The 18,879-nt window shown below is 60.4% G+C and carries 18 protein-coding genes and 1 pseudogene; 10 read left to right on the forward strand and 9 right to left on the reverse strand.

Going from position 1 to position 18,879, the window contains the following annotated elements; all coding sequences use genetic code 11:
- Nucleotides 1–10: 10 nt before the first annotated feature.
- A complete protein-coding gene (locus P9292_RS41880) occupies nucleotides 11–1,480 on the forward strand; it encodes an NAD(P)-binding domain-containing protein (RefSeq protein ID WP_309966000.1) in 1,470 nt (489 codons plus the stop codon).
- A gap of 10 nt (nucleotides 1,481–1,490) precedes the next feature.
- On the opposite strand, the gene P9292_RS41885 is transcribed toward P9292_RS41880, so the two are convergent.
- Nucleotides 1,491–2,078, reverse strand: coding sequence for an NAD(P)H-dependent oxidoreductase (locus tag P9292_RS41885; RefSeq protein WP_309966003.1), 588 nt, complete (start codon nucleotides 2,076–2,078; stop codon nucleotides 1,491–1,493).
- A gap of 284 nt (nucleotides 2,079–2,362) precedes the next feature.
- On the opposite strand from P9292_RS41885, the gene P9292_RS41890 reads away from it, so the two are divergent.
- Nucleotides 2,363–2,713, forward strand: a complete 351-nt coding sequence (locus P9292_RS41890) for a DUF3088 domain-containing protein (protein ID WP_309966006.1) — start codon at nucleotides 2,363–2,365, stop codon at nucleotides 2,711–2,713.
- A gap of 51 nt (nucleotides 2,714–2,764) precedes the next feature.
- On the opposite strand, the pseudogene P9292_RS43470 reads toward P9292_RS41890, so the two are convergent.
- Nucleotides 2,765–3,504 (reverse strand): annotated as a pseudogene (locus P9292_RS43470) (MetQ/NlpA family ABC transporter substrate-binding protein).
- A 326-nt stretch (nucleotides 3,505–3,830) separates the two neighbouring features.
- Between P9292_RS43470 and P9292_RS41905 the strand changes: the two are divergent.
- The 3 genes from P9292_RS41905 to P9292_RS41915 are packed head-to-tail and all read left to right on the forward strand — an operon-like array spanning nucleotide 3,831 to nucleotide 6,124.
- The gene (locus P9292_RS41905) at nucleotides 3,831–5,159 is read left to right on the forward strand and encodes an LLM class flavin-dependent oxidoreductase (protein ID WP_309966011.1); all 1,329 of its coding nucleotides are present in this window, start codon (nucleotides 3,831–3,833) and stop codon (nucleotides 5,157–5,159) included.
- A 23-nt stretch (nucleotides 5,160–5,182) separates the two neighbouring features.
- The gene (locus tag P9292_RS41910; RefSeq protein WP_309966013.1) at nucleotides 5,183–5,539 is read left to right on the forward strand and encodes a hypothetical protein; all 357 of its coding nucleotides are present in this window, start codon (nucleotides 5,183–5,185) and stop codon (nucleotides 5,537–5,539) included.
- 12 nt (nucleotides 5,540–5,551) lie between these two features.
- A complete protein-coding gene (locus tag P9292_RS41915) occupies nucleotides 5,552–6,124 on the forward strand; it encodes an ABC transporter substrate-binding protein (RefSeq protein ID WP_309966517.1) in 573 nt (190 codons plus the stop codon).
- A 34-nt stretch (nucleotides 6,125–6,158) separates the two neighbouring features.
- On the opposite strand, the gene P9292_RS41920 is transcribed toward P9292_RS41915, so the two are convergent.
- From P9292_RS41920 to P9292_RS41945, 6 genes are all read right to left on the reverse strand, one after another.
- A complete protein-coding gene (locus P9292_RS41920) occupies nucleotides 6,159–7,853 on the reverse strand; it encodes a rhodanese-like domain-containing protein (protein WP_309966016.1) in 1,695 nt (564 codons plus the stop codon).
- A gap of 420 nt (nucleotides 7,854–8,273) precedes the next feature.
- The gene (locus P9292_RS41925; protein ID WP_309966018.1) at nucleotides 8,274–8,723 is read right to left on the reverse strand and encodes a hypothetical protein; all 450 of its coding nucleotides are present in this window, start codon (nucleotides 8,721–8,723) and stop codon (nucleotides 8,274–8,276) included.
- Between the two features lie 37 nt (nucleotides 8,724–8,760).
- A complete protein-coding gene (locus P9292_RS41930; RefSeq protein ID WP_309966021.1) occupies nucleotides 8,761–9,162 on the reverse strand; it encodes a hypothetical protein in 402 nt (133 codons plus the stop codon).
- A 1,010-nt stretch (nucleotides 9,163–10,172) separates the two neighbouring features.
- The gene (locus P9292_RS41935; RefSeq protein ID WP_309966024.1) at nucleotides 10,173–10,775 is read right to left on the reverse strand and encodes a TetR family transcriptional regulator; all 603 of its coding nucleotides are present in this window, start codon (nucleotides 10,773–10,775) and stop codon (nucleotides 10,173–10,175) included.
- Nucleotides 10,776–11,267: 492 nt separating this feature from the next.
- Nucleotides 11,268–11,438, reverse strand: a complete 171-nt coding sequence (locus tag P9292_RS41940) for a DUF6726 family protein (protein WP_309966027.1) — start codon at nucleotides 11,436–11,438, stop codon at nucleotides 11,268–11,270.
- Nucleotides 11,439–12,608: 1,170 nt separating this feature from the next.
- Nucleotides 12,609–13,271 carry a DUF3313 domain-containing protein gene (locus P9292_RS41945; RefSeq protein WP_309966030.1) on the reverse strand — a complete coding sequence of 221 codons (663 nt, stop codon included), beginning with the start codon at nucleotides 13,269–13,271 and terminating at the stop codon, nucleotides 12,609–12,611.
- A 483-nt stretch (nucleotides 13,272–13,754) separates the two neighbouring features.
- Here P9292_RS41945 and P9292_RS41950 point away from each other — a divergent pair, with 483 nt between their 5' ends.
- The 5 genes from P9292_RS41950 (at nucleotide 13,755) to P9292_RS41970 (ending at nucleotide 18,216) form a co-directional block, all read left to right on the forward strand.
- Nucleotides 13,755–15,029: a paraquat-inducible protein A gene (locus tag P9292_RS41950; RefSeq protein ID WP_309966032.1), complete on the forward strand. Its 1,275-nt coding sequence runs from the start codon at nucleotides 13,755–13,757 to the stop codon at nucleotides 15,027–15,029.
- Nucleotides 15,022–16,650 carry an intermembrane transport protein PqiB gene (locus P9292_RS41955; protein WP_409015600.1) on the forward strand — a complete coding sequence of 543 codons (1,629 nt, stop codon included), beginning with the start codon at nucleotides 15,022–15,024 and terminating at the stop codon, nucleotides 16,648–16,650. The genes P9292_RS41950 and P9292_RS41955 overlap by 8 nt, the downstream gene beginning before the upstream one ends.
- A 26-nt stretch (nucleotides 16,651–16,676) precedes the next feature.
- Nucleotides 16,677–17,231, forward strand: a complete 555-nt coding sequence (locus tag P9292_RS41960; RefSeq protein WP_309966522.1) for a PqiC family protein — start codon at nucleotides 16,677–16,679, stop codon at nucleotides 17,229–17,231.
- A gap of 269 nt (nucleotides 17,232–17,500) precedes the next feature.
- Nucleotides 17,501–17,923, forward strand: coding sequence for an IS66 family insertion sequence element accessory protein TnpB (locus tag P9292_RS41965; RefSeq protein WP_309966035.1), 423 nt, complete (start codon nucleotides 17,501–17,503; stop codon nucleotides 17,921–17,923).
- Nucleotides 17,924–17,949: 26 nt separating this feature from the next.
- On the forward strand, nucleotides 17,950–18,216 hold the full coding sequence (locus P9292_RS41970) for a hypothetical protein (protein ID WP_309966038.1): 267 nt from the start codon (nucleotides 17,950–17,952) through the stop codon (nucleotides 18,214–18,216).
- Between the two features lie 264 nt (nucleotides 18,217–18,480).
- Here the strand turns inward: P9292_RS41970 and P9292_RS41975 are convergent, their stop codons facing one another.
- Nucleotides 18,481–18,825 (reverse strand): response regulator, encoded by a 345-nt coding sequence (locus P9292_RS41975; RefSeq protein WP_309966041.1) that lies wholly within the window; start codon nucleotides 18,823–18,825, stop codon nucleotides 18,481–18,483.
- Between the last annotated feature and the right edge of the window lie 54 nt (nucleotides 18,826–18,879).

Raw genomic sequence — 18,879 nt, forward strand, 5'->3', positions numbered from 1 at the left:
TCTTCCATACATGAGTTATACGAAACTTTCCCAAGCAGGCGATCATGATATCGGCGCACGGGAAACGCTGCGTCTCATCGGCCCCGATCCGGACAACTGGGTCGTGGCGAGAGAGGGAATCGACCACAACGTGCTGATCGTCGGCGGCGGGCAGACGGGTGCGGCCTTCGCATTTGCGCTGCGGCGCGCGGGCATCGGCCAGGTCAGTGTGATCGATGCCGCAGCCGACGAAGCGCGAGCGGGATCATGGACCAATTACGCGCGCATGAATCGCCTGCGCACGCCGAAGATTCTGCCGGGGCCGGAAGGCGGACTGCCCGCGTTGAGCTTTCAGGCGTGGCACGAAGCGCGGCACGGTGAGGCCTCGTATGCGGATATCGAGCGGATCGGACGCACTCAGTGGGCTGAATATCTCGACTGGTATCGCACCTTCCTTGGCATTCAGGTTCGTTACGGCACCACGCTTACGCTGATCGAGCCGGAAGGCGCGCACTTCCGGCTGCATCTCATGGTGCGCACGGCAAGCGGTGTCGAACATCGCGTGGAGACGGCGCGCAAGATCATTCTCGGCAACGGCGTGTGGGGCAATGGACGGCCGAATATCGCGCCGCCGCTCCAGGCGCTGCCGGCGACGCATCTCGCGCATACGTCGGATGCCATCGATTTCGCCGCGCTCGCGGGCAAGTCCGTCGCGGTGATCGGCGGGGCGGCCTCGGCTTTTGATGCCGCCGCGACCGCGCTCGAAGCCGGCGCACGCGACGTGCATCTGTTCGTGCGCCGTGCCGACCTGCCGGCGGTTCCAGTCAGCCGGGCGCGTGCCTACCCCGGCGCGTACGACAACTTCCCGTCGCTGCCCGACGCGGTGCGCTGGCGGCAGGCGCTGCGCTTCCGGCGCGCCGGTTCCACCGCCCCCGCCGACGCCGTCGAGCGCGTCGCGCGTCACGCCAACTTTCATCTGCATCTGGGCGCACCGTGGCACGAAGCCGGGGTCAAGGGCGATCGCGTGCATGCTCGCACCGGTGACGGTGCGTTCGACTTCGACTTCGTGATTGCCGGCACCGGCTATGCCGTCGATCTCCACGCGCGGCCTGAACTCGCCCGCATCGCCGATCATGTGCTGCTTTGGCGCGGTCGCTACACGCCATCGCCGGATGAGCAGGACGACGCGCTCGGCGCGCATCCCTATCTCGGCGATGCGCTCGAATACGTGGAGAAGCAGCCGGGCGAGGCGCCGTTTCTGCGCAACATCCATGTATTCAATCCGGCGGGCTTTGTGAGCCGCGGCGTGCCGGTGGGTGACGTGCCGTGCATGAAGCGAGACATTCCGGCAGTCGTGCGGCGCATCAGTCAGGATTTGTTCATCGACGATCTCGATGCACACGAGGCCCGCATGAACGGTCAGGTTCCCGCTGACTTCGATGATGCGGCGTTCGCGCATCGCCTCTATCGCAAGGCGGGTGCGGAAGCGTCAGCGGACTGATACGGCGCGCTCAGCGCGCGCTGAAGGCCAGCGCGAATGCCGACGCCTGCCGACCCACCGTCAGCAGTTGTTCGCTGACTTTCGGGTCCGAGCAGGAGTCGGCACTTTCGAAGCGCGTTTCCAGCGTATTGACTGCGGCGCCGAAGGGCGTCGGCCATCCGCGCAGCGCATGCACGATCGAACGCAGGGACGTGAGCACCGTGCCCGCGGCTTGCCAGCCGTAAGCAGTCACGATCGCGCCCACCGCGCGGCCGTCGAGATAGGGACGTGTGTCGTCACGCAATTCTTCCAGCGTGTCGAGCGCGTTCTTGACCATGCCGGAAATGCCGCCGTGATAGCCCGGTGTGGCAATGATCAGTGCGTCGGCCGAGCGGACGGCTTCGATCAGTTCTCGCTGTGCATCGGTCAGTCCCGAGGCCTCGGGCGCGTAATGCGGCAGTCCGTGCACGAAAGCCCCACCGAACAAGCGCACTTGCGCGCCGGCCTCTTGAGCGCCCTTCAGCGCAAACCCGAGCGCGCGTTCGGTCGACGATTCAGCGCGCGTGGTGCCGCCAATTCCGACAATGATCGGAGGACGCGATGGTTCGATACGGGACAAGTGGAGACTCCGGGAGAAAGCGGCATATCTGTACCGCGATGGACCGGCGAGCGGCCGGCAGCGCGTAGTCTAGCGAGCGATATATCGCACAAGAACAAAGTAATTCAGCTAACGTTATTCGATAGCGCTCGCGCCTTGATGCGCCGCCAACTCGAACGAAAGCGCCGGCGGATGCACGATGTGGTCCTCATTCGCACATCTGATTTCAATATCAGATGCAAATTGTTTCCATCGATGCGCGTCGTGACTACGCTAGTGCGGTCTCAACCACGAACGCCACCATCATGACCCAACGCGATTTGCTGATTCTGCTGGAACCGGGCTTCACCGATCCGAAGCGCCCGGGCGAAGTCTTCATCTGTCCGGACGGCGCGCCCATCGAAGGATTGCTGGCGAGCGATACCGCGCGGACCAGCCGGCTCGATATCCGCCGCGTGCCGTTCGGGCGTCCGCGCCGCGCCGCCGTCGAAGCCCTGAGCGAGGAGCATCAGAGCCTGCCCGTGCTGGTGCTGGGCACCGAATATCCCGCGCCGGACGACGCGCAAACGCTGGGCGAGAAGCGCTTCGTCACGGACACGGGCCGTATTCTTGCGCTGCTCGCGGAGCGGCACGGATTCCCGAAAGTGCACGATTGAACCAGGCAGGCGCGCGGTGTGGATCGCGCGCCGATTCGCTTCGGTGCGACTTCAGTGCGGAAAATAGTCGGACAGGCGGAATCCGTCATATGCATGGTTGCCGGTGATCGCCTGCCGGCAAGCATCCGAGCGATACGCTGCGACGATATCCTCAGTCTGCTTCGAATGCTGATTCGCGGCCTTCACCACCACGTGATTCACGTAGGGAGAGCTCATCTGTTCGCGCGCGAGCGTGCTCGGCAGCGCGTGTCTGCTCGATACCTCGATGTTGCCCTGAATGGCCGCGAAATCGACATCTTTGAGCGCGCGCGGCGCCTGCGCCGATTCCAGCGGCACCAGCCGGATGCCCGCCGTATTGCCGATCACGTCGCGTTCCGTGACATCGACGGGATTCGGGTTCGGACGAATGCGGATCCCGCCGATGCGCTGAAGGATCTTGAGCGCACGTTCGAGATTGACCGGATCGTTGGGCCGGCGACGGTCGCGCCTTTCCTGACCTCCGACAGCGCGCGGTGCTTGTTCGAAAACAGGCCCATCGGCGGCGTGGGCACCTGAACCACGCCCACCAGATCGGTTCCGTTGTGGTCGTTGTAGGACTTGAGGTAGATGCTGTGCTGCATGACATCCGCCACAATCTCGCCCCGATAGACGGCCTGATTCGCTTCAAGCCCCGTGCTGAATTCGACGTAGCGCACCGTGTAACCCTTTCGGACGAGTTGAGGCTCGACGCCTTGCCGGAATTCGTCCGCGTAGGGGCCAGGAACGAATCCGACGCGCAGGGTAGTGATCATCCGCAGCCCGGACGAGCGTCGGGGCGAGCGCGCAGCACGCGAGCGCGAGGGCGATCAGCTTTCCTGACCATAAGACAGATGAGCGATGTGAATCGAACATGTGAGCAAGTGTTGGGATGAGTGAACGCGCGATGCTATCAACGCCAGAACGCGCAGCGAAACGATGGATCAAGCTAACCAATCGCACTGCGCTGATAACACGTGCCGGGCCGCTTCTGCGCCATTCCCGGAATTGTTAGATCGATTCGTTGGTTTGGCTTTTGGCCGCTGGTTTGTATGCTGATGCCGCCGTTCTCCCGTATCGACGAACCACACAAGACCTCACCATGCCCCGATCACTGCATCTGAATCTCTTCGTTCACGGACGCGGACATCACGAAGCTGGCTGGCGTCATCCCGGCGCCACACGCCACGCGCTGACGGATATCGACTATTGCCGCGAGCTCGCGGTGAAAGCCGAACAAAGCCGGTTCGATTCGATCTTCTTCGCGGACGCGCTGGCACTCGGCGACGGCGCACAGTTTGTCGCCTCGGGCGCGCTGGAACCGGTCACCACGCTTGCGGCACTCTCGCAGGCGACGTCGCGGATCGGGCTGATCGCCACGGCATCGACCACCTATACCGAGCCGTTCAATCTGGCGCGCCAGTTCGCTTCGCTGGATCATATTTCGCGCGGACGCATCGGCTGGAATATCGTCACTTCGTGGGTCGGCGGTGCCGGGCCGAACTTCGGTTATACGCAGCAGATCGAGCACGCCGAACGTTATGCGCGTGCGCACGAGTTTCTCGAAGTCGTCACGCAGTTGTGGGATAGCTGGGCCGACGACGCCATCGTCGATGACCCGGCGGGCGGCCGCTTTCTCGATCCGGCCCGCGTGCGGCGCATCGGCTACGAGGGCCAGTTTCATCGCGTGGCCGGGCCGTTGAATCTGCCTCGTCCGCCGCAGGGGCATCCGGTGCTGGTGCAAGCCGGATCGTCAGCGACCGGCAAGGCGTTTGCCGCGCGTTATGCAGAAGCGGTGTTCACCGCGCATCTGACCAAACAGTCGGCAATCGACTTCTACGCCGAACTGAAGGCCGGCGCGAAGGCGCTGGGCCGCAGGGAAGAGGACATCGTGATCCTGCCGGGAATCAGCGCCGCGATCGGATCGACCGAAGCCGAAGCGAGCGCACTGCTGGATGAACTCGATTCCCTAACCGATGTGAGCGTCGGGCTGGGGCGTCTGTCGAACCGTTTCGGCGGCCACGATTTTTCGGCGCTGCCGCTCGACCAGCCGCTATCCGTCGATGACTTCCCCGACCCGGCCACGGTGCAGGCGGCGCAAAGCCGCGCGGCGGTCATCACGCAGCTGGTCGCACGCGAGCGGCCGACATTGCGCGGCCTGCTGCGCAAGCTCGCGGCGGCGCGCGGGCATTTCACCTTGTCCGGCACGCCCGAGCAGATCGCCGACGTGATCGCGGACTGGACCGAGAGCCGCGCCGCCGATGGCTTCAATGTCATGCCGCCCGTGTTGCCCGCGCAGTTCGACGTGTTCACCGAACAAGTCGTGCCTATCCTGCAGAAGCGCGGTCTGTTCCGGCGCGAATACGAAGCGTCTACTTTGCGCGGCCATTACGGTCTTGCGCGTCCCGTCAATCCTCATTTCGCTTCCTGATGATGGTCCGATTTCTCAAACGATTGCTCAAACCTATGCTCGCGGCGGGGCTCTTTGCGCTTGTGTGCACCGCGCACGCGGACGATGGCTATCCCACTCAGATACGCATCGGTATCCAGAAAGGTGACGGGCCGGTGGCGCTGCGGGCATCGGGCAAACTGGAGCAGGCGTTCGCGCCGCATCATGTGAAAGTGACGTGGCACGAATTCGTGTACGGCGCGCCGCTCGTCGAAGCCATCAATGCCGGCGATGTCGATGTCGGCACGGTCGGTTCGACTCCGCCTATCATGGCGCAGGCCGGCGCAGCGCCTGCTGTCGTCTATGTGGCCAACGCGCCGAAGCTCGTGAAGAGCTATGCGATCGTTGTGCCGAAGGATTAACCGGTAAAGGACCTGCACGATCTGAAGGGCAAGAAAATCGCCTTTGCCAAGGGCTCGCAAGGTCACCTGTTCGTGCTGAAGGCAATGCGGGACGCGCATATGGACCCGGACTCGGCTGAGTTCGCTTACCTGTCCTATGGCGATGCGCGTTCGGCTTTCGAGCGCGGCTTCGTCGACGCGTGGGCCGTGCCCGATCCGCGTTATGCGGACACCGAGCTGAGCACGGGCGCGCGGACCATTCTGACCATCGGCGAACTGTCGGTGCCGCAATACGGTTTCTACATTTCCACGCGGAGTTTCGCGCAGGAATATCCCGCCGCGCTACGCCTGCTGTTCGATCAGTTGGATCGTCAAACCAGGGAAAGCCTGGCGCATCCTCAGGACACCGCGCGGTTCCTTTCGGGCAACACGGGCGTGCCGCCGGAAGTCTGGGACCGCGCTATCTCGCGTCTCGAATGGGGCGTGAGCTATCCGATTGCTGACGACGTGCTGAACGCGCAGCAGGATTCGGCGAATCTCGCTTTCGAAACCAAGGTCATTCCGCGTCGCATCGATGTCCGGCAGGCGGTGCTTCAGATCAAGTGAACAGCTTGTCCGATCTGCGGCCGTAAGCGAAGACTCATTTCCCGGCGCGCGCTTCGGCCTCCGGCTGGTCGTTTCGAACGGCGGCATGGCCGATGCGGAAAACGCTCAGTTCATCCGGCTCGCATTGGGCAATCAGGCCGGTCTCACATTCGAGGTAGGCGCGCGCCGCATCGAGGTTGCCATCGTGACGGTCGTGCACGAAGAACAGATAATCGATCCGCGCCTCGCGCGGCAGAACGATCGCGAATCGTTCGACGGGCAAGCCTGCCCGTTCCCATGCGTCCAGTCCATCGAATGCGCTCGTCACGTTTTCGAAACCGGCGTCACGCAGATCTCCCGCAACGAGCGATGCGGCATCGCGGCTGGCCCGATCGGCGAACAGCACGACCGGCGTATCGCGATCGGCATGCGCCTGACGCAGCGTCTCGGACACGCGCGGTCGGATGGTCCAGTGCGAACCGGTGGGGCGGCCGTCCTGATACGCCGCGCTCGGACGCAAGTCGAGCACGACGGCATTCGAGGCGAGCGGCGCAGCGAACGGCGAGACGGCCGGACTCGTAGGTGCGTGGTTCAGTGAGTGCCAGCGCGTAGCGGTCGCTGCATCGACCAGCGCGGTTTCGAAGCCGAGTTGCACGAGCCAATGCGCGACGACAGGAGCGCGAATGCCGTCGTGGTCGATCAGCAGCAGCCGCGCGCGCCGCACGGCGGCGACCGTCTGATCGTTCGCCTGAATGAGCTGGCCGCCGGGCGCGTGAGCCGCGGTTGGCAGGCCATCGCGAGCGAATTCTTCGGGCGTGCGTATATCGAGAAGATAAGTCGTACGATGCGGGTCGTCTCGCCATTCGAGCGCGGCGGCCTCGTCGAGCGTGCGCACGCCGAAGCGTTCCGCCAGCGCCTGCGCGCGGTTGCGCGCGTCCTTGCGCTCCGGCCCGCCAGGACCGGGGGACAACACGTCCGCATAGCTGCGCGTGCTGCCGTGCTCGAGCGCGAAGCCCGCGAGCGTCCAGCCCTGCGTGCCGTTTTCCAGTGCGAACACTTCACGGCGGATGCCAAGATTGATCAACGTCTGCGCGCCGATGATGCTGCGCGTACGGCCCGCACAGTGGATCACGAGTGTAGTGTCCGGTGCGCCCGCGAAGGCGTCGACCCAGGCCGCGAGTTCGCCGTTGGGCACGCAGACCGAGCCGGGAATGGCCATCTTTCGATGTTCCTCGCGCGTGCGGCCATCGATCAGCGCGAGCGGACAGCCGCCGCGCTCGATGCGCCACCGCTGCAACTGCGCCGGGCTGATTCTCGGCGTGCCGTAAGCATGCTCGACCAGTTCCCCGAAAGTCTTCGACGGCACGTTGACGCCGCGAAACAGCGTGTAGCCGGCCGCGCGCCACGCTTCGACGCCGTCGTCGAGAATGGCGATGTCGCCAAATCCTAGTTCGCGCAGGCGCGTGGCGGCGCGCCATGCGATCAACGCTTGCTCAAAGCCATCGTCCGCGTCCTCCGTTCCATGTGCTCCATCATCGACGAGCGCGATGCGCACGTTCTTGCGCGGCAGCAGGCGCGGCGCGTCGAGTTCGAGTCGGCTGTACGGCAGCGGGATGGCGAAAAACGGATGTCCCTCGCCGAAGCGACCGGACTCGCGCACATCGAGCAGGGCGATTTCGTCGCCGTCGTTCAGCCAGTTTCGCAGTGTGAGCGCGTCGATGAAGCGGATTGCGTCGGAAGTCAAGGACATGGATAGGCTGGATACAGGTGAGTCAGCGACAGCATCGGTCGCGGATCGCAGAGAAAGAGCAGGCGCTTGTCATGCCGAAACTCCTGGCGATGGCGGAAGCCCCATTTTGAAACCGGCGAGCGGGTTTTCGAACCAAGCAATCGTCACAACCATATTTGGCTGGGACGGCCACACGTTCGAAGTGCGCGGCGCGGTCTGCAGATGATCATTCACTGGCCGCTGCACCTTCGGCGGGATCGTGCCCACAAAGACGTGCTTCATTCGGACAACTAATAAAAAACTGATAATGTTAATTATGTCAAAGTCCGTATCCCGTTCGATCTGCCTTGGGATCGCAGCGCAGACCGATCATGGCGGCCGGGCTTGTCAGGAATGTGCGAAACGCGCAGCCTCAAGCCGCTTTAGCGGGCTTGGTCGATTTCACGGGAATCTGCTCGATCCGCGCGACAAATTCCGAGTGACCGCACGTCCAAAAAGCCGGCGCGCCTCGGAGATAAGGTGACCATTTGACCTCGGGTGGCAACAGCTTGCTGAACGATAGATTTGCCTTATGCAGATAGCTGAAGAGTAGATATACGTATTCGAGTAGCCATGAATCGTCCGCCGTCTGGACCCAGCCTTGCGCCTCTTGCGAATTTCTGGATCGGCGAGAATGCGCCGGCGTGTGTCATCATCGTTGGCGCCGTCGCGAATCCAGCCCAGGAAGTCGTCGCCGCACAGGCCCAGCACGCGGGAATGTGATTCTTTTGCCTTCGTAAGATGTACGAGCGCCTGTCGAAACGACGCGAAGCGGTCGTCGTTGCCGATGTTGAAGCTCGCGTCGAGCGCGCCGTACCGTACGCGCCACCACGGGTCTTTCAGCAGTTCCATGAGGAGCGGCCGGTTCTCGTCCGCGCTCGTTACGATTTCAGACAGCGCTGCCGACACGCTCTCCGTCACGTGCCAGAGCGGATGAGACAAGAGCACGCGAATGATCCGGATGGCCGTGCGCCGATCCGGCGATGATGGGACGGCAAGCACATTCGCGAGCAACTCCAGCGCGCGGCAAAGAAGTGTACGCGCCATTTAGTTGCCTGCGATAAGCGTCTTCCTGAAGCAGGTCCCGCAGTTCATTGTGCTCCTTCACAAACTTCTTGCCCAGTAATAGCCGGCGTTCTTCATTGACGCTCAGGTGTTCGTTCGCACGCTGACGCAGTGCCGCCGGGACATTTTCGCCGTCGCGATGGAGGGCATAGATGAGCAGATTGAGCAGCGCGAGAATCGCGAGCGTGCTGGCCCGCCGTGATGACCTTGGCGATCGCTTCGGCATGGCTTGCCGCCATACCATTGGATGTCAGGACCTTAAACGCCAGCGCGGGACCTCCTCCAACGACGGGTTGACCAATTCCATCAGATGCCCTTTTTGGATACAATATCCTCTAAGGATGTGCGCCGCTTTCGCTCCCGTCAACCGGCTATCCGCGCGGATATCGCGGGCGAGGATGATTTCACCGGGCCCGATATCGGAAAAGCCGACGCAAAGAACCGCTCGTAGCACGCTGGGTTAGGCTTTCGGGCATTCCGGCCGAATCGCGAACCGGCATTCGTCGCGCGAGCGCAACGTTAGGAAGCGCGTCGAAGGCACCACGCCGCGCTCGATATAGAAGGCCCAATACGTCGCCGCCCATTCTCACGAGGTTCCCGCGCTTGGAGGTGCCGGCGTGTCGAGCTGACGCCGCGCGTGCGCCATCACAACGCCTGCTTCCATGACTGCATCGACGCGTGCGGACGCGTAGCGCACGACGCGGTAATGGTCGAAGGTCAAGTCGTTGCAAAAGCCGAATGGCGTCGTGCGCGCAGATCGTGCTGACGGCAGCGAAACGGTCGAACACGTCCATCGCGTGGGCTAACCAGGGGCTTAGTTTTCCAGCCCGCCCTTCAGACTCTCGCCTCTTGCCACGCTGCACTCATTGCGTCGGCGCAGCGCTGGCCAGTTCGCCATACTCTTTGAGCATCGCAGAGAATATCTGGACCGATGGACCAACGATCGATCCACAGAAACTCGCCCTGTCGTGCGACGGTCTCGGCGGAAGTCGCGATGTTGCAGCCCGACTGGATAGTGCCGACGTAGGGCGTTACATTGCTCGACGCGCTCGCATGACAGAAGATCCAGCAACTACGCGCATAGCTGGGCTGCCCCGAAAATACCGCTTGGGTCGCTCCCGAGTCGCTAGAACCAACTGGGGTGACCTTGGTGCGATCCATGCAATCGAATGGATCAAGCCCGACAGAATGATGCGCCACAACCAACGCAGATCCGCCGCTCACCGAATGAATATCTCAGGCGCCGGAACGCTTCTTCACGGTGGGCTTTGCGGCCAGAGCTTTCCAGGCGTCATCATCGAGCAATCTGTCAAACAGCCGTTGACGGTCTTTCCGGGTTAGTGAAGACATGCCGAGTAACGTCGAATACGCGAGGCCGCTGGCGGCCAACAGACGAATCAATGAAAAATCACGATCCAAAGCCTCTGCTTCAATATTCTTCAACGTTTCTTCATCAATTGCCCGAAGGCGCTCCAGAAGGTCCGAGTTCGGGCTCGCGATCAGTGTTGCGAGCACAGCCCGTGCAACAGAATGAGGCTGATTGGCCGATTCGCGGTAAATCGCAATCTGGGCGGCAAGGGTCTGCTCCGCCTTCAATGAGCCCTCTTTGGCGAGGTATTTCTTTGCAACTTCCTCAAAATGGTGACGATGATGTTCAGCTAGCGCTTCGAGAATTCCGCTCTTGGTGTGAAACTGGTGCAACAGCCCGCCCTTGCTGATCCCGCTTTCTTGCGCCAATGCATCAAATGTCAAACCAGCGATACCGTCACGGGCAAGTATCGCCAGTGCAGCTTCGATCGCTTTCTTGCGTGTTATTTCCGAACGAGTGTGATTGTCCATTGCTATTCAAAGAGCTGCCCACAACACATAACCCGAGCGCGTAACGCTCTTCGCCAGCCGCCCCTGTGCATTGCACGAGTTGTGCGATCTCATCGCCCGGCTCACCGGAGACGGCGGGGGGTTGAACCGGGACATCGGGCACGAAGACAGCATTCTACGACATTTCCATGTTCCTAATCCGACCGTCTAGACGGTTTACATATAAGGTTTTCCATGATACGTTCTTGTCTCAACAAAGCGGATACTGGACATTCGGCCGACTCGGGCACATGAGGGCAGTCGCCCGAGCACTGCATGCACGACACCGGTCCGGACCGCAAACCACCAATCGGAGTCTGTGCCATGACACGCGCCGCGTCGCGGCTTGCGGTCCGCATCGCGAAAGCTGTCCGCCGCCTGTTCGCGGTCCTTCACGAAGTGGTGACCGGTCGATTGTGACGAAACCAACCATCGATCGCCAAGGCCAGCCCACCTCCGGAGTGGTTCAATCGATCACGGATCAATGACCGTTGCGCAGGTATCCGCGGGTACCGCCGCTAAATGTCCCACCACCGGAACGATCTTGATACCCGCCGACGCAACGCGGCACGGAGATGCAGCGAAACCACAGCCGCCCAGTCCGAGCTGCAGAACGACGCATGCTGTACAAACAAGGTGTTTCATTAAAATTTCCCCCATGAGAGAAGAAAGTAAGTCGCGTATCTCGACCAGGACGAGAGACGTAAATCAATGCATTTGATCCGGTGCGCGTACAGTGCACTTGCAGGAAAACTAAACACTCACGACGGAGCACTGCGTGAATAAAAGATGCATCGCCTGCCAAGGCCTGGCCTGACGTTCCGGTCGCGCCACACGCGGGATCAATGCCTCCATCCAGTCACGCGCCAGATGGGCTCCTCCGCCAGGGGTCCCCGTGTATCCGCGCGTAGTCGATCAAACAATCGATCGCGGTCACAGAACCAGTTAGGGAAGCATGACAGCACGTGTCCCGTGGCCAGTTCTCGGTTCAACGATGCCATTTCGGAAGGCTCTGCTTCATGCCTGATCCGCTTCGCCTTAATCGAATCTATCTTGCGGATGACATTCTGAAATTCAGGATCTCGCAATTGCTCTCCTCCGAGAGCAACCTGCCGTCTCGCGGCTGATGGACAGTCGCCCGGGCCGTCATTAGCTGCGCCATACGCATGAACTGCGCTTCAGTCGACTCCCGCGCCCGTGCGGCAAGATACGCGCGCGTGAATGTCTCGAAACCATCATCCCGCTATAAGTAGTACCCTCAGCGTCAAGCCGATCAAGAAACTGGTGCGCGATCCCTCGTTTCCCGTCCCGCTCGTCTTCGGCAGCATTAGCGCCGCTGCTCCGAATGCCAGCACCCGCGTCACTCAGAACGTATAACGTGAGATCGACAGAATCATCACGGGTCGAAAGCCCGTCTTACCTCTTCCCCTTCGTTGAATACGCGGACTGGACAACCGGATCTCAACGACCGGGCTCATCATCGTGAGGCACCATGACCACCTGAACGGGCACCGACCACGAGCGCGATGTATATAAAGGCACAGAAAACGCCTGCCAGCGTGCCCAACACATCCCTGGCGACTGCACCGCGTCGAAAATGGACCGGAATCCCTATCACCACATAAGCGGTCGCAAACACCACCGCCACCAATCAGAGGCGGAGGAACAGACGAGACAACGAAGTCGACTAGAGCGGGCATGAATAACCTCTGCGGAAGTCCAGGACAGTCGCCATCTGTGCGGCGAATTCCGGCGATTACGACGTACGCACGGCGCGCCAGACCGCGCCTCTGCTGACACAACGCCGTGGGTTCCCTAGTGAAGCTGAGCAACCAGTGCGGCAGCGCCCTTGTCGAGGCCGGTCTTTGCAGCACCCAGCGACCCGAACGCGGCCGGCAGGTTCATCGCATTTGGATACTGCTTCGAAACATAGGCCTTCAGCAGTCGCCCGTTGCTGCTGTCATAGACCTCCACCGCGTAGGAAACCGAGCCACTGAATGCTCCCTGGCCGCCCCGCACTGCCTGCACGCCGTTGTAGAGATTGCCCGCCAGGTCGAAATGCATAAACTGCCCGACCAGTGGCTTTGTCCTTTCCGCGCCGGTCAATGTCAGCTTGACGCGCAGCGTATCAGGCCCGGGCTGCTTCGCGAGCTGGAATCGTGTTGCCAATTCTTTGGAGAACGTTTTCTCCATGTAACCGGCAAGCTCGTCCCGGTCCGCGTTCTTCACGTCGCCGAACTGGTTGTCGCTCCCCTGGTACACGACGACCGGGTCGAGCAGAACCTGCGTATATCGCGACCAGACCACGGGGGAAGCGTATTTGTAGGGCACCTTGCCTGAATCGTCATCGAGATTCTGCTGCAACTTTGAGGAAGAGGAAATGCCCGTGTAGGGGACGGGCTGCACACCGGCACACGCAGACAGGGTTAGCACCGCCACAGCGGCGACAAGAAGCGGGACGACGTTTCTTCTGAACACTTTGCATTCCTTTAGGATCATTTCGAGCCGGGAGGGCCCATTGTTCTGGGCGGAACCGATGAGACCGGACAGTAGCATCGTTTTTGTTCTCTGTAAACCGTCTATCCGGTTTGTATATTCATGATTTACACGCTACCATTTAACCGTCCTGCTCCGCGAGCCGCCCCGCCGGCACCGTGCGCGGCATGACGTCTGTATATCAAGATATGGATAAAAGACCCGCTTGGAGATTTACCGCAGAGAAGGCGATTGATGTCGTGCTGACCGATATTTGACGGAATGTGTCCGCGGAGTGAGGCTCGATTCGCCGCGCGCAGAAGTGACATCAGCGGTGAACACCGATAGGGGCGCCACATCCGTGTTACAGATCTGGCTGAGGAACAAACCGTCCGTACGGTTTACACGTGCTTATTGCAGTGCTAGCCTTGCCGACTTATGTGGACCGTCCGTGGTGAGTTGCGCAAGAGAAACCGGATATCAAAGATGAACGAAAGCAAACTTATCGCGTGTCACGACTGCGACCTGCTCCACCGGAAGCCCCTACTATCCCTATCCGGACGTGGCGTCGCGCGCTGCCGGCGTTGCAATGCAGTCCTCCACCGGTGCCTTCCGGCAACATACGACCGCGGCCTCGCCTTGACAGTGACCGCGGCGGTCCTGTTTGTAGTCGCCAACTGCTTTTCCATTGTCGGACTCTGGGTCAATGGCGCATTCGTTGAAACAACGCTGTTCGGAGTGGTCTCATCTCTGTGGGGCGACGGCATGTGGCCTTTAGCGGGCCTTGTCTACGTGACGACTGTCGTGATGCCGTCGCTGAACATCCTGGCAGTGATCTGTCTGCTTTTGCCGCTCCATCTAGGCCGGTTGCCCCGGCACCCCGAGTTCATTTTGCGAGTACTCAGGCATGTTGCACCCTGGGGAATGATCGAAGTGCTCATGCTCGCCATGCTGGTCGCGCTCGTCAAACTCGTGCACCTCGCGACCGTTGTACCCGGTGTCGCTCTGTGGGCATTCGGCGCGGTTATGGTGCTGGTCACCGCAGCAAATGCTTCCTTCAATGCGGCGGATATCTGGGCGCGTCTCGATAGCGTGTCGGACGTCGACGCTGCGTCAGGCTTGCCCGAGGAAAGTGCGGCGCCTCCGACTGCGGCCCGCGTCGGTCTGCTCGTGTGTCATGACTGCAGCCTGGTGTCAAAGCCGCTTGCACACGCGCATGGCGGCATCTGCCCACGCTGCGGCGCGGTATTACATCTGCGCAACCCACAAAGTCTGCCACGTACCTGGGCGTTTCTGCTGGCTGCGATGATCCTCTACATCCCAGCCGTTCTCCTGCCGGTCATGGTCACTAGCACTTTATTTGGTACCCAGTCGGACACGATCCTGAGCGGCGTCGTCTTTCTCTGGAACTCCGGGTCGTGGGCGCTTGCCGTTATTGTCTTCATTGCCAGCATCGTGGTACCCATGCTCAAGATCCTTTCGCTCGCTTATCTCGCCTGGAGTACGCAGTTGCGCTCGCCTGTCATCCCCCGCAAACGAACGCGCATCTACCGTTTGCTGGAACTTGTCGGCCGCTGGTCGATGCTCGACATCTACGTCATTACGATCCTTGTTGCGCTGGTCCAGTTCGGTTCGGTTGCAACGATCGATGCAGGTCCAGGGGCCATCGCATTCGGATCAGTAGTCGTGCTGACCATGTTCGCAGCACTGTCGTTCGATCCCCGGCTCATATGGGATCCAGTGGAGCTGGAAGTTGAATAAATTGTCGGAGCAGAAAGAGAACAGCGACGCGGCCGGCTTTCCGGAAACATCGACTGTGAAACCGTCGAGCTGGCGCGTGCAGGCCGTGTGGCTCGTGCCGCTCGTGGCGATCCTGATTGCAGGCGGCCTCGCCGTGCAGTCGATCATGCAGAAGGGCCCAACCATCACCATTAGTTTCACTACAGGAGAAGGCATCGAGGCTGGCAAGACGAAGATCAAGTTCAAGAACGTCGACGTTGGCGTGATCAAAAGTCTTGCGCTGTCCGACGATCATAAGACAGTGCTCGCCCGTGCCGAAATGTCTCGCGGCGTCGCCAGCATGCTTGTCGGCGATACCCGCTTCTGGGTCGTACGGCCGCGTATCTCCGGAGGCACGGTGTCGGGCATCAGCACATTTCTATCCGGCTCTCACATCGGTATGGACATCGGCACATCGAGACAGGTGCGGCGCGACTTCGTCGGTCTCGAGTCGCCCCCGGTACTCGCCTCCGGCACACCGGGGCGGGAATTCGTGCTAAAAAGCGGCAACATCGGCTCGCTCGATATAGGCTCACCGCTATTCTTCCGGCGACTGCAGGTCGGCCAGGTCGTCTCGTATGCACTTGACCCTGACGGCGCAGGCATGACAATACATGTCTTTATCAATGCGCCTTACGATAAGTACGTAACGAACGACACCCGCTTCTGGCACGCGAGCGGTGTGGACGTGACCCTGGACACAAGCGGTGTGAAGATCAATACTGAATCCATGGTGTCGATGCTGATCGGTGGTCTTGCATTCGAAACCCCGCCAGAGACGACCTCAACGACCGAATCGGATGCGCAGCACCAGTACGAACTTTTCGCAACTCGCGCCGAGGCGATGAGGTCGCATGACGCGATTGTCGATGAATATGTGCTGAACTTCAAGGAGTCGGTGCGTGGATTGACTGTGGGTGCACCTGTCGACTTCCGGGGCATCGTCATTGGCGAGGTATCGGCGATTCACGCGCACTTCGACCCGGTTACTCGGGAGTTCAGTATTCCTGTCGACGTGAATCTATATCCCGAGCGCCTGATTTCGCGTGATAACTGGCAAGGCAATCTGGGCGGCACCGGGGCGGAGCGAAAGCACTTCGCGGACTATCTTGTCGCGAAGGGGATGCGGGCACAACTGAGGACAGGGAGTCTTCTCACCGGACAGTTGTATATAGCGATCGACTTCTTCCCCGCCGCGCCAAAGGCGGAAGTTGACTGGAGCAGGAAGACGCCCCAGTTGCCGACGGTAACAGGCGACCTGCAGGGCTTGCAGGAGTCCATTACAAGCCTGGTAGCGAAGCTCAATGCGATTCCGTTCGATGGGATCAGCAAGGACCTGCGCAAAACGCTGAGCGACGCAGACATCCTGTTGAACACAGTCAGTACGGAAATTGCTCCTGACGCCAAGGCAACACTCGCCGCGGCCCGGGAGGCACTCACGTCGGCAAACTTCACGTTGCAAAGCGACTCTCCATTGCAGCAGGGCGCGGCCGAAACCATGCATGAGGTTTCGCAAGCCGCGAACTCGATCCGTACGCTGACGGAATATCTCGAACGTCACCCAGAAGCGTTGATCCGAGGCAAAACCGACGACAAACCATGAGCCGCCATTTAACCTTAGCTTCTGCCATGATCGTGTCGGCCCTCGTCGCAGGGTGCGCTACGTCACCGACGGCCAGGTTGTACACGTTGAGTCCCGTTAAGGTTGCAGAAATGCCCCCGGGTACTAAGCCGGTTGTGGTCGCGATCGGTCCGGTTACGGTTCCGGGCCTGGTCGACAGGCCACAGATCGTCTCCGCCATCGATGCGAACCGCGTGACTATCGATGAGTTCGCTCGTTGGGCCGACCCGCTAAAGAGTCAGATCGCACGCGTGCTGGCTGCGGATCTTACACAGCTCATGCCTGGTTCCATTGTGTCGGTCTATCCCCAGCGTCTGAACGACAAGGCATACAGAGCATCGGTCGATGTTCAGAGCTTTGATTCATCGGCCAGCGGTTCTGTAAGGCTGGCTGCGATCTGGTCAATCCGCCCACCAAAGCGGAATGCGGTTGAAGGACGTACAGTGGTTAGCGACACGACAAGCGGTCCTGGCTACGGCGCGCTGGTCAATGCATACAGTCGAGCCGTCGCGTCGGTGGCGAATGAGATTGCTCTAGCAATCCAGTCCGATATGGCGCAGTGAACGCAGACGGAATAGCATTCGGAATACACCAGGCAGGTGGCGAGCGCGCTGGAGCACGGCAAATTTCGTTGACAGCCGAGCGCAGCGGATGGGACCACTCTAGAAGCTTGAGCGAGCATACGCGCGCAGGATCGTCTGGCGAACAGACCCACGTCAGCCTCACCATAAAATCACAGTCAAAAAGTATGCGGTCCTTCAGGGACGCCCTAGCAACGGACGAGTGATTCTTTGATGCTACCTGGCCACGTCGACAGCTGGGATGAGAGGACGTGACAGAAGATCGAGATTTGCGTAGCCGTCTGGTAGTCGGCGCGAAGCGAGATGGTCGCAGGAAATACGATCTCCAAGCCCACGAGGAACTGGTCCAGCTGCGCACGACGTCCGGCATTTCGATAGCGCGTACGGCGATGGAAGGCGGCCAGAAGCCGAATCTGTCGCGCGAGTGGATCACGCGCCAGAAGACACATGCGGCGCAGAATTCCGCGGAGAAGGAACTGAGGCCGGCAGACAGGGCATCGCTTGATGTCACGCTGCCGGCCTTGCGGACTCACGCGCCCGACGTGCCATCACCATTTGTGCCGGTCGTGCAGGGTGCTGTGACGGTTGAACGAGCGGTGTCCGCGCGCACACCATCGATCACGGTTGCGTTGCCCCTACGTTTGCCCAGAGGCCCAAAGAATCATCGGTACTAGAAGGTCAGCCGTTTGCGATAAAGCGCATGATCCTGATCGCCGATCCCGGCTACTACAGCATTGTTCGCATGAAGATCGAGATGTACGTCTGGCAGATACGCTGCGACCAAACAGAGAATCACTCGTCCATTGCTAGGGCGTCCTTGAAGGACCGCATACGCTTGAAGAGCTTCGACGCGATCTCCCTCAACGTACCTGACCGGCACGACCAACATGCGGAAACGCTGCAGGCGGCGACCAATCCGGATGCCGTTCTGGAAGCAATTGAGCAACGAAAAGAGCCACGCGAATGAGTCGCTTAAACAGCTTAAACCGGTCCCGGTACCGCGCCTCATCGCAATAACGGTTTAATCGAGCAGACACGGGAATGCCTTCGTCGAAAGGTGTTTCCCAGAGGCCATTTGAACTTAGCATCCCCATGCAATTTTGTTGCCCGCAAGATCGCCTATCCGAGGCACGTCATGTGCGTTTTCACGGAGCACAAGCGGTTTTACCGTGAACTCCAAATCGTACTTGCCGTTCTTGAACAGTACAGGCGTCAAAGAACCGCACCTTCGTTAGCCGACTGTTTTTGAAATCAAGCGCAGCAACTTTTCCACGGCAAAAGGTTTTTGTAGCAAGGCGGCCAATCGCAATTCCGAAACAGGAGGTGTTGCGCTAATTGCGATTACCGGAATTTTGCGAAGTCGGTCATTCGATTTAAGATGGTTGAGTAGCTCCTCGCCGTTCATCTTCGGCATTTGCCAGTCAGAAATGATGACGTCTGGCAGCCAGCCGTCGACGATTGCAAGGGCGGCAATTCCATCAAGCGCAACTCTCGTTTCATATTTGGCGTCGTCGAGAATCATCGAGAGCACTTCAACTATCGCCAGTTCATCGTCGACGAGCAAGATTTTCGGCATGTGATACTTCCTGCTATTACGGTGGACCGCGCGGCTCACTTCTCCTAAGCAACA

Origin of the sequence: Caballeronia sp. LZ001, assembly GCF_031450875.1 — a bacterium.
In the GTDB taxonomy this organism is placed as follows: domain Bacteria; phylum Pseudomonadota; class Gammaproteobacteria; order Burkholderiales; family Burkholderiaceae; genus Caballeronia.

Coding starts and splice junctions, on each gene's coding strand:
- P9292_RS41905 (WP_309966011.1), top strand. CDS start 3,831: ATGCCCCGATCACTGCATCTGAATCTCTTCGTTCACGGACGCGGACAT.
- P9292_RS41935 (WP_309966024.1), bottom strand. CDS start 10,775: ATGGACAATCACACTCGTTCGGAAATAACACGCAAGAAAGCGATCGAA.
- P9292_RS41970 (WP_309966038.1), top strand. CDS start 17,950: ATGATCCTGATCGCCGATCCCGGCTACTACAGCATTGTTCGCATGAAG.
- P9292_RS41930 (WP_309966021.1), bottom strand. CDS start 9,162: ATGCCGAAGCGATCGCCAAGGTCATCACGGCGGGCCAGCACGCTCGCG.
- P9292_RS41890 (WP_309966006.1), top strand. CDS start 2,363: ATGACCCAACGCGATTTGCTGATTCTGCTGGAACCGGGCTTCACCGAT.
- P9292_RS41940 (WP_309966027.1), bottom strand. CDS start 11,438: ATGAAACACCTTGTTTGTACAGCATGCGTCGTTCTGCAGCTCGGACTG.
- P9292_RS41880 (WP_309966000.1), top strand. CDS start 11: ATGAGTTATACGAAACTTTCCCAAGCAGGCGATCATGATATCGGCGCA.
- P9292_RS41925 (WP_309966018.1), bottom strand. CDS start 8,723: ATGGAACTGCTGAAAGACCCGTGGTGGCGCGTACGGTACGGCGCGCTC.
- P9292_RS41960 (WP_309966522.1), top strand. CDS start 16,677: ATGATCGTGTCGGCCCTCGTCGCAGGGTGCGCTACGTCACCGACGGCC.
- P9292_RS41950 (WP_309966032.1), top strand. CDS start 13,755: ATGAACGAAAGCAAACTTATCGCGTGTCACGACTGCGACCTGCTCCAC.
- P9292_RS41975 (WP_309966041.1), bottom strand. CDS start 18,825: ATGCCGAAAATCTTGCTCGTCGACGATGAACTGGCGATAGTTGAAGTG.
- P9292_RS41920 (WP_309966016.1), bottom strand. CDS start 7,853: ATGTCCTTGACTTCCGACGCAATCCGCTTCATCGACGCGCTCACACTG.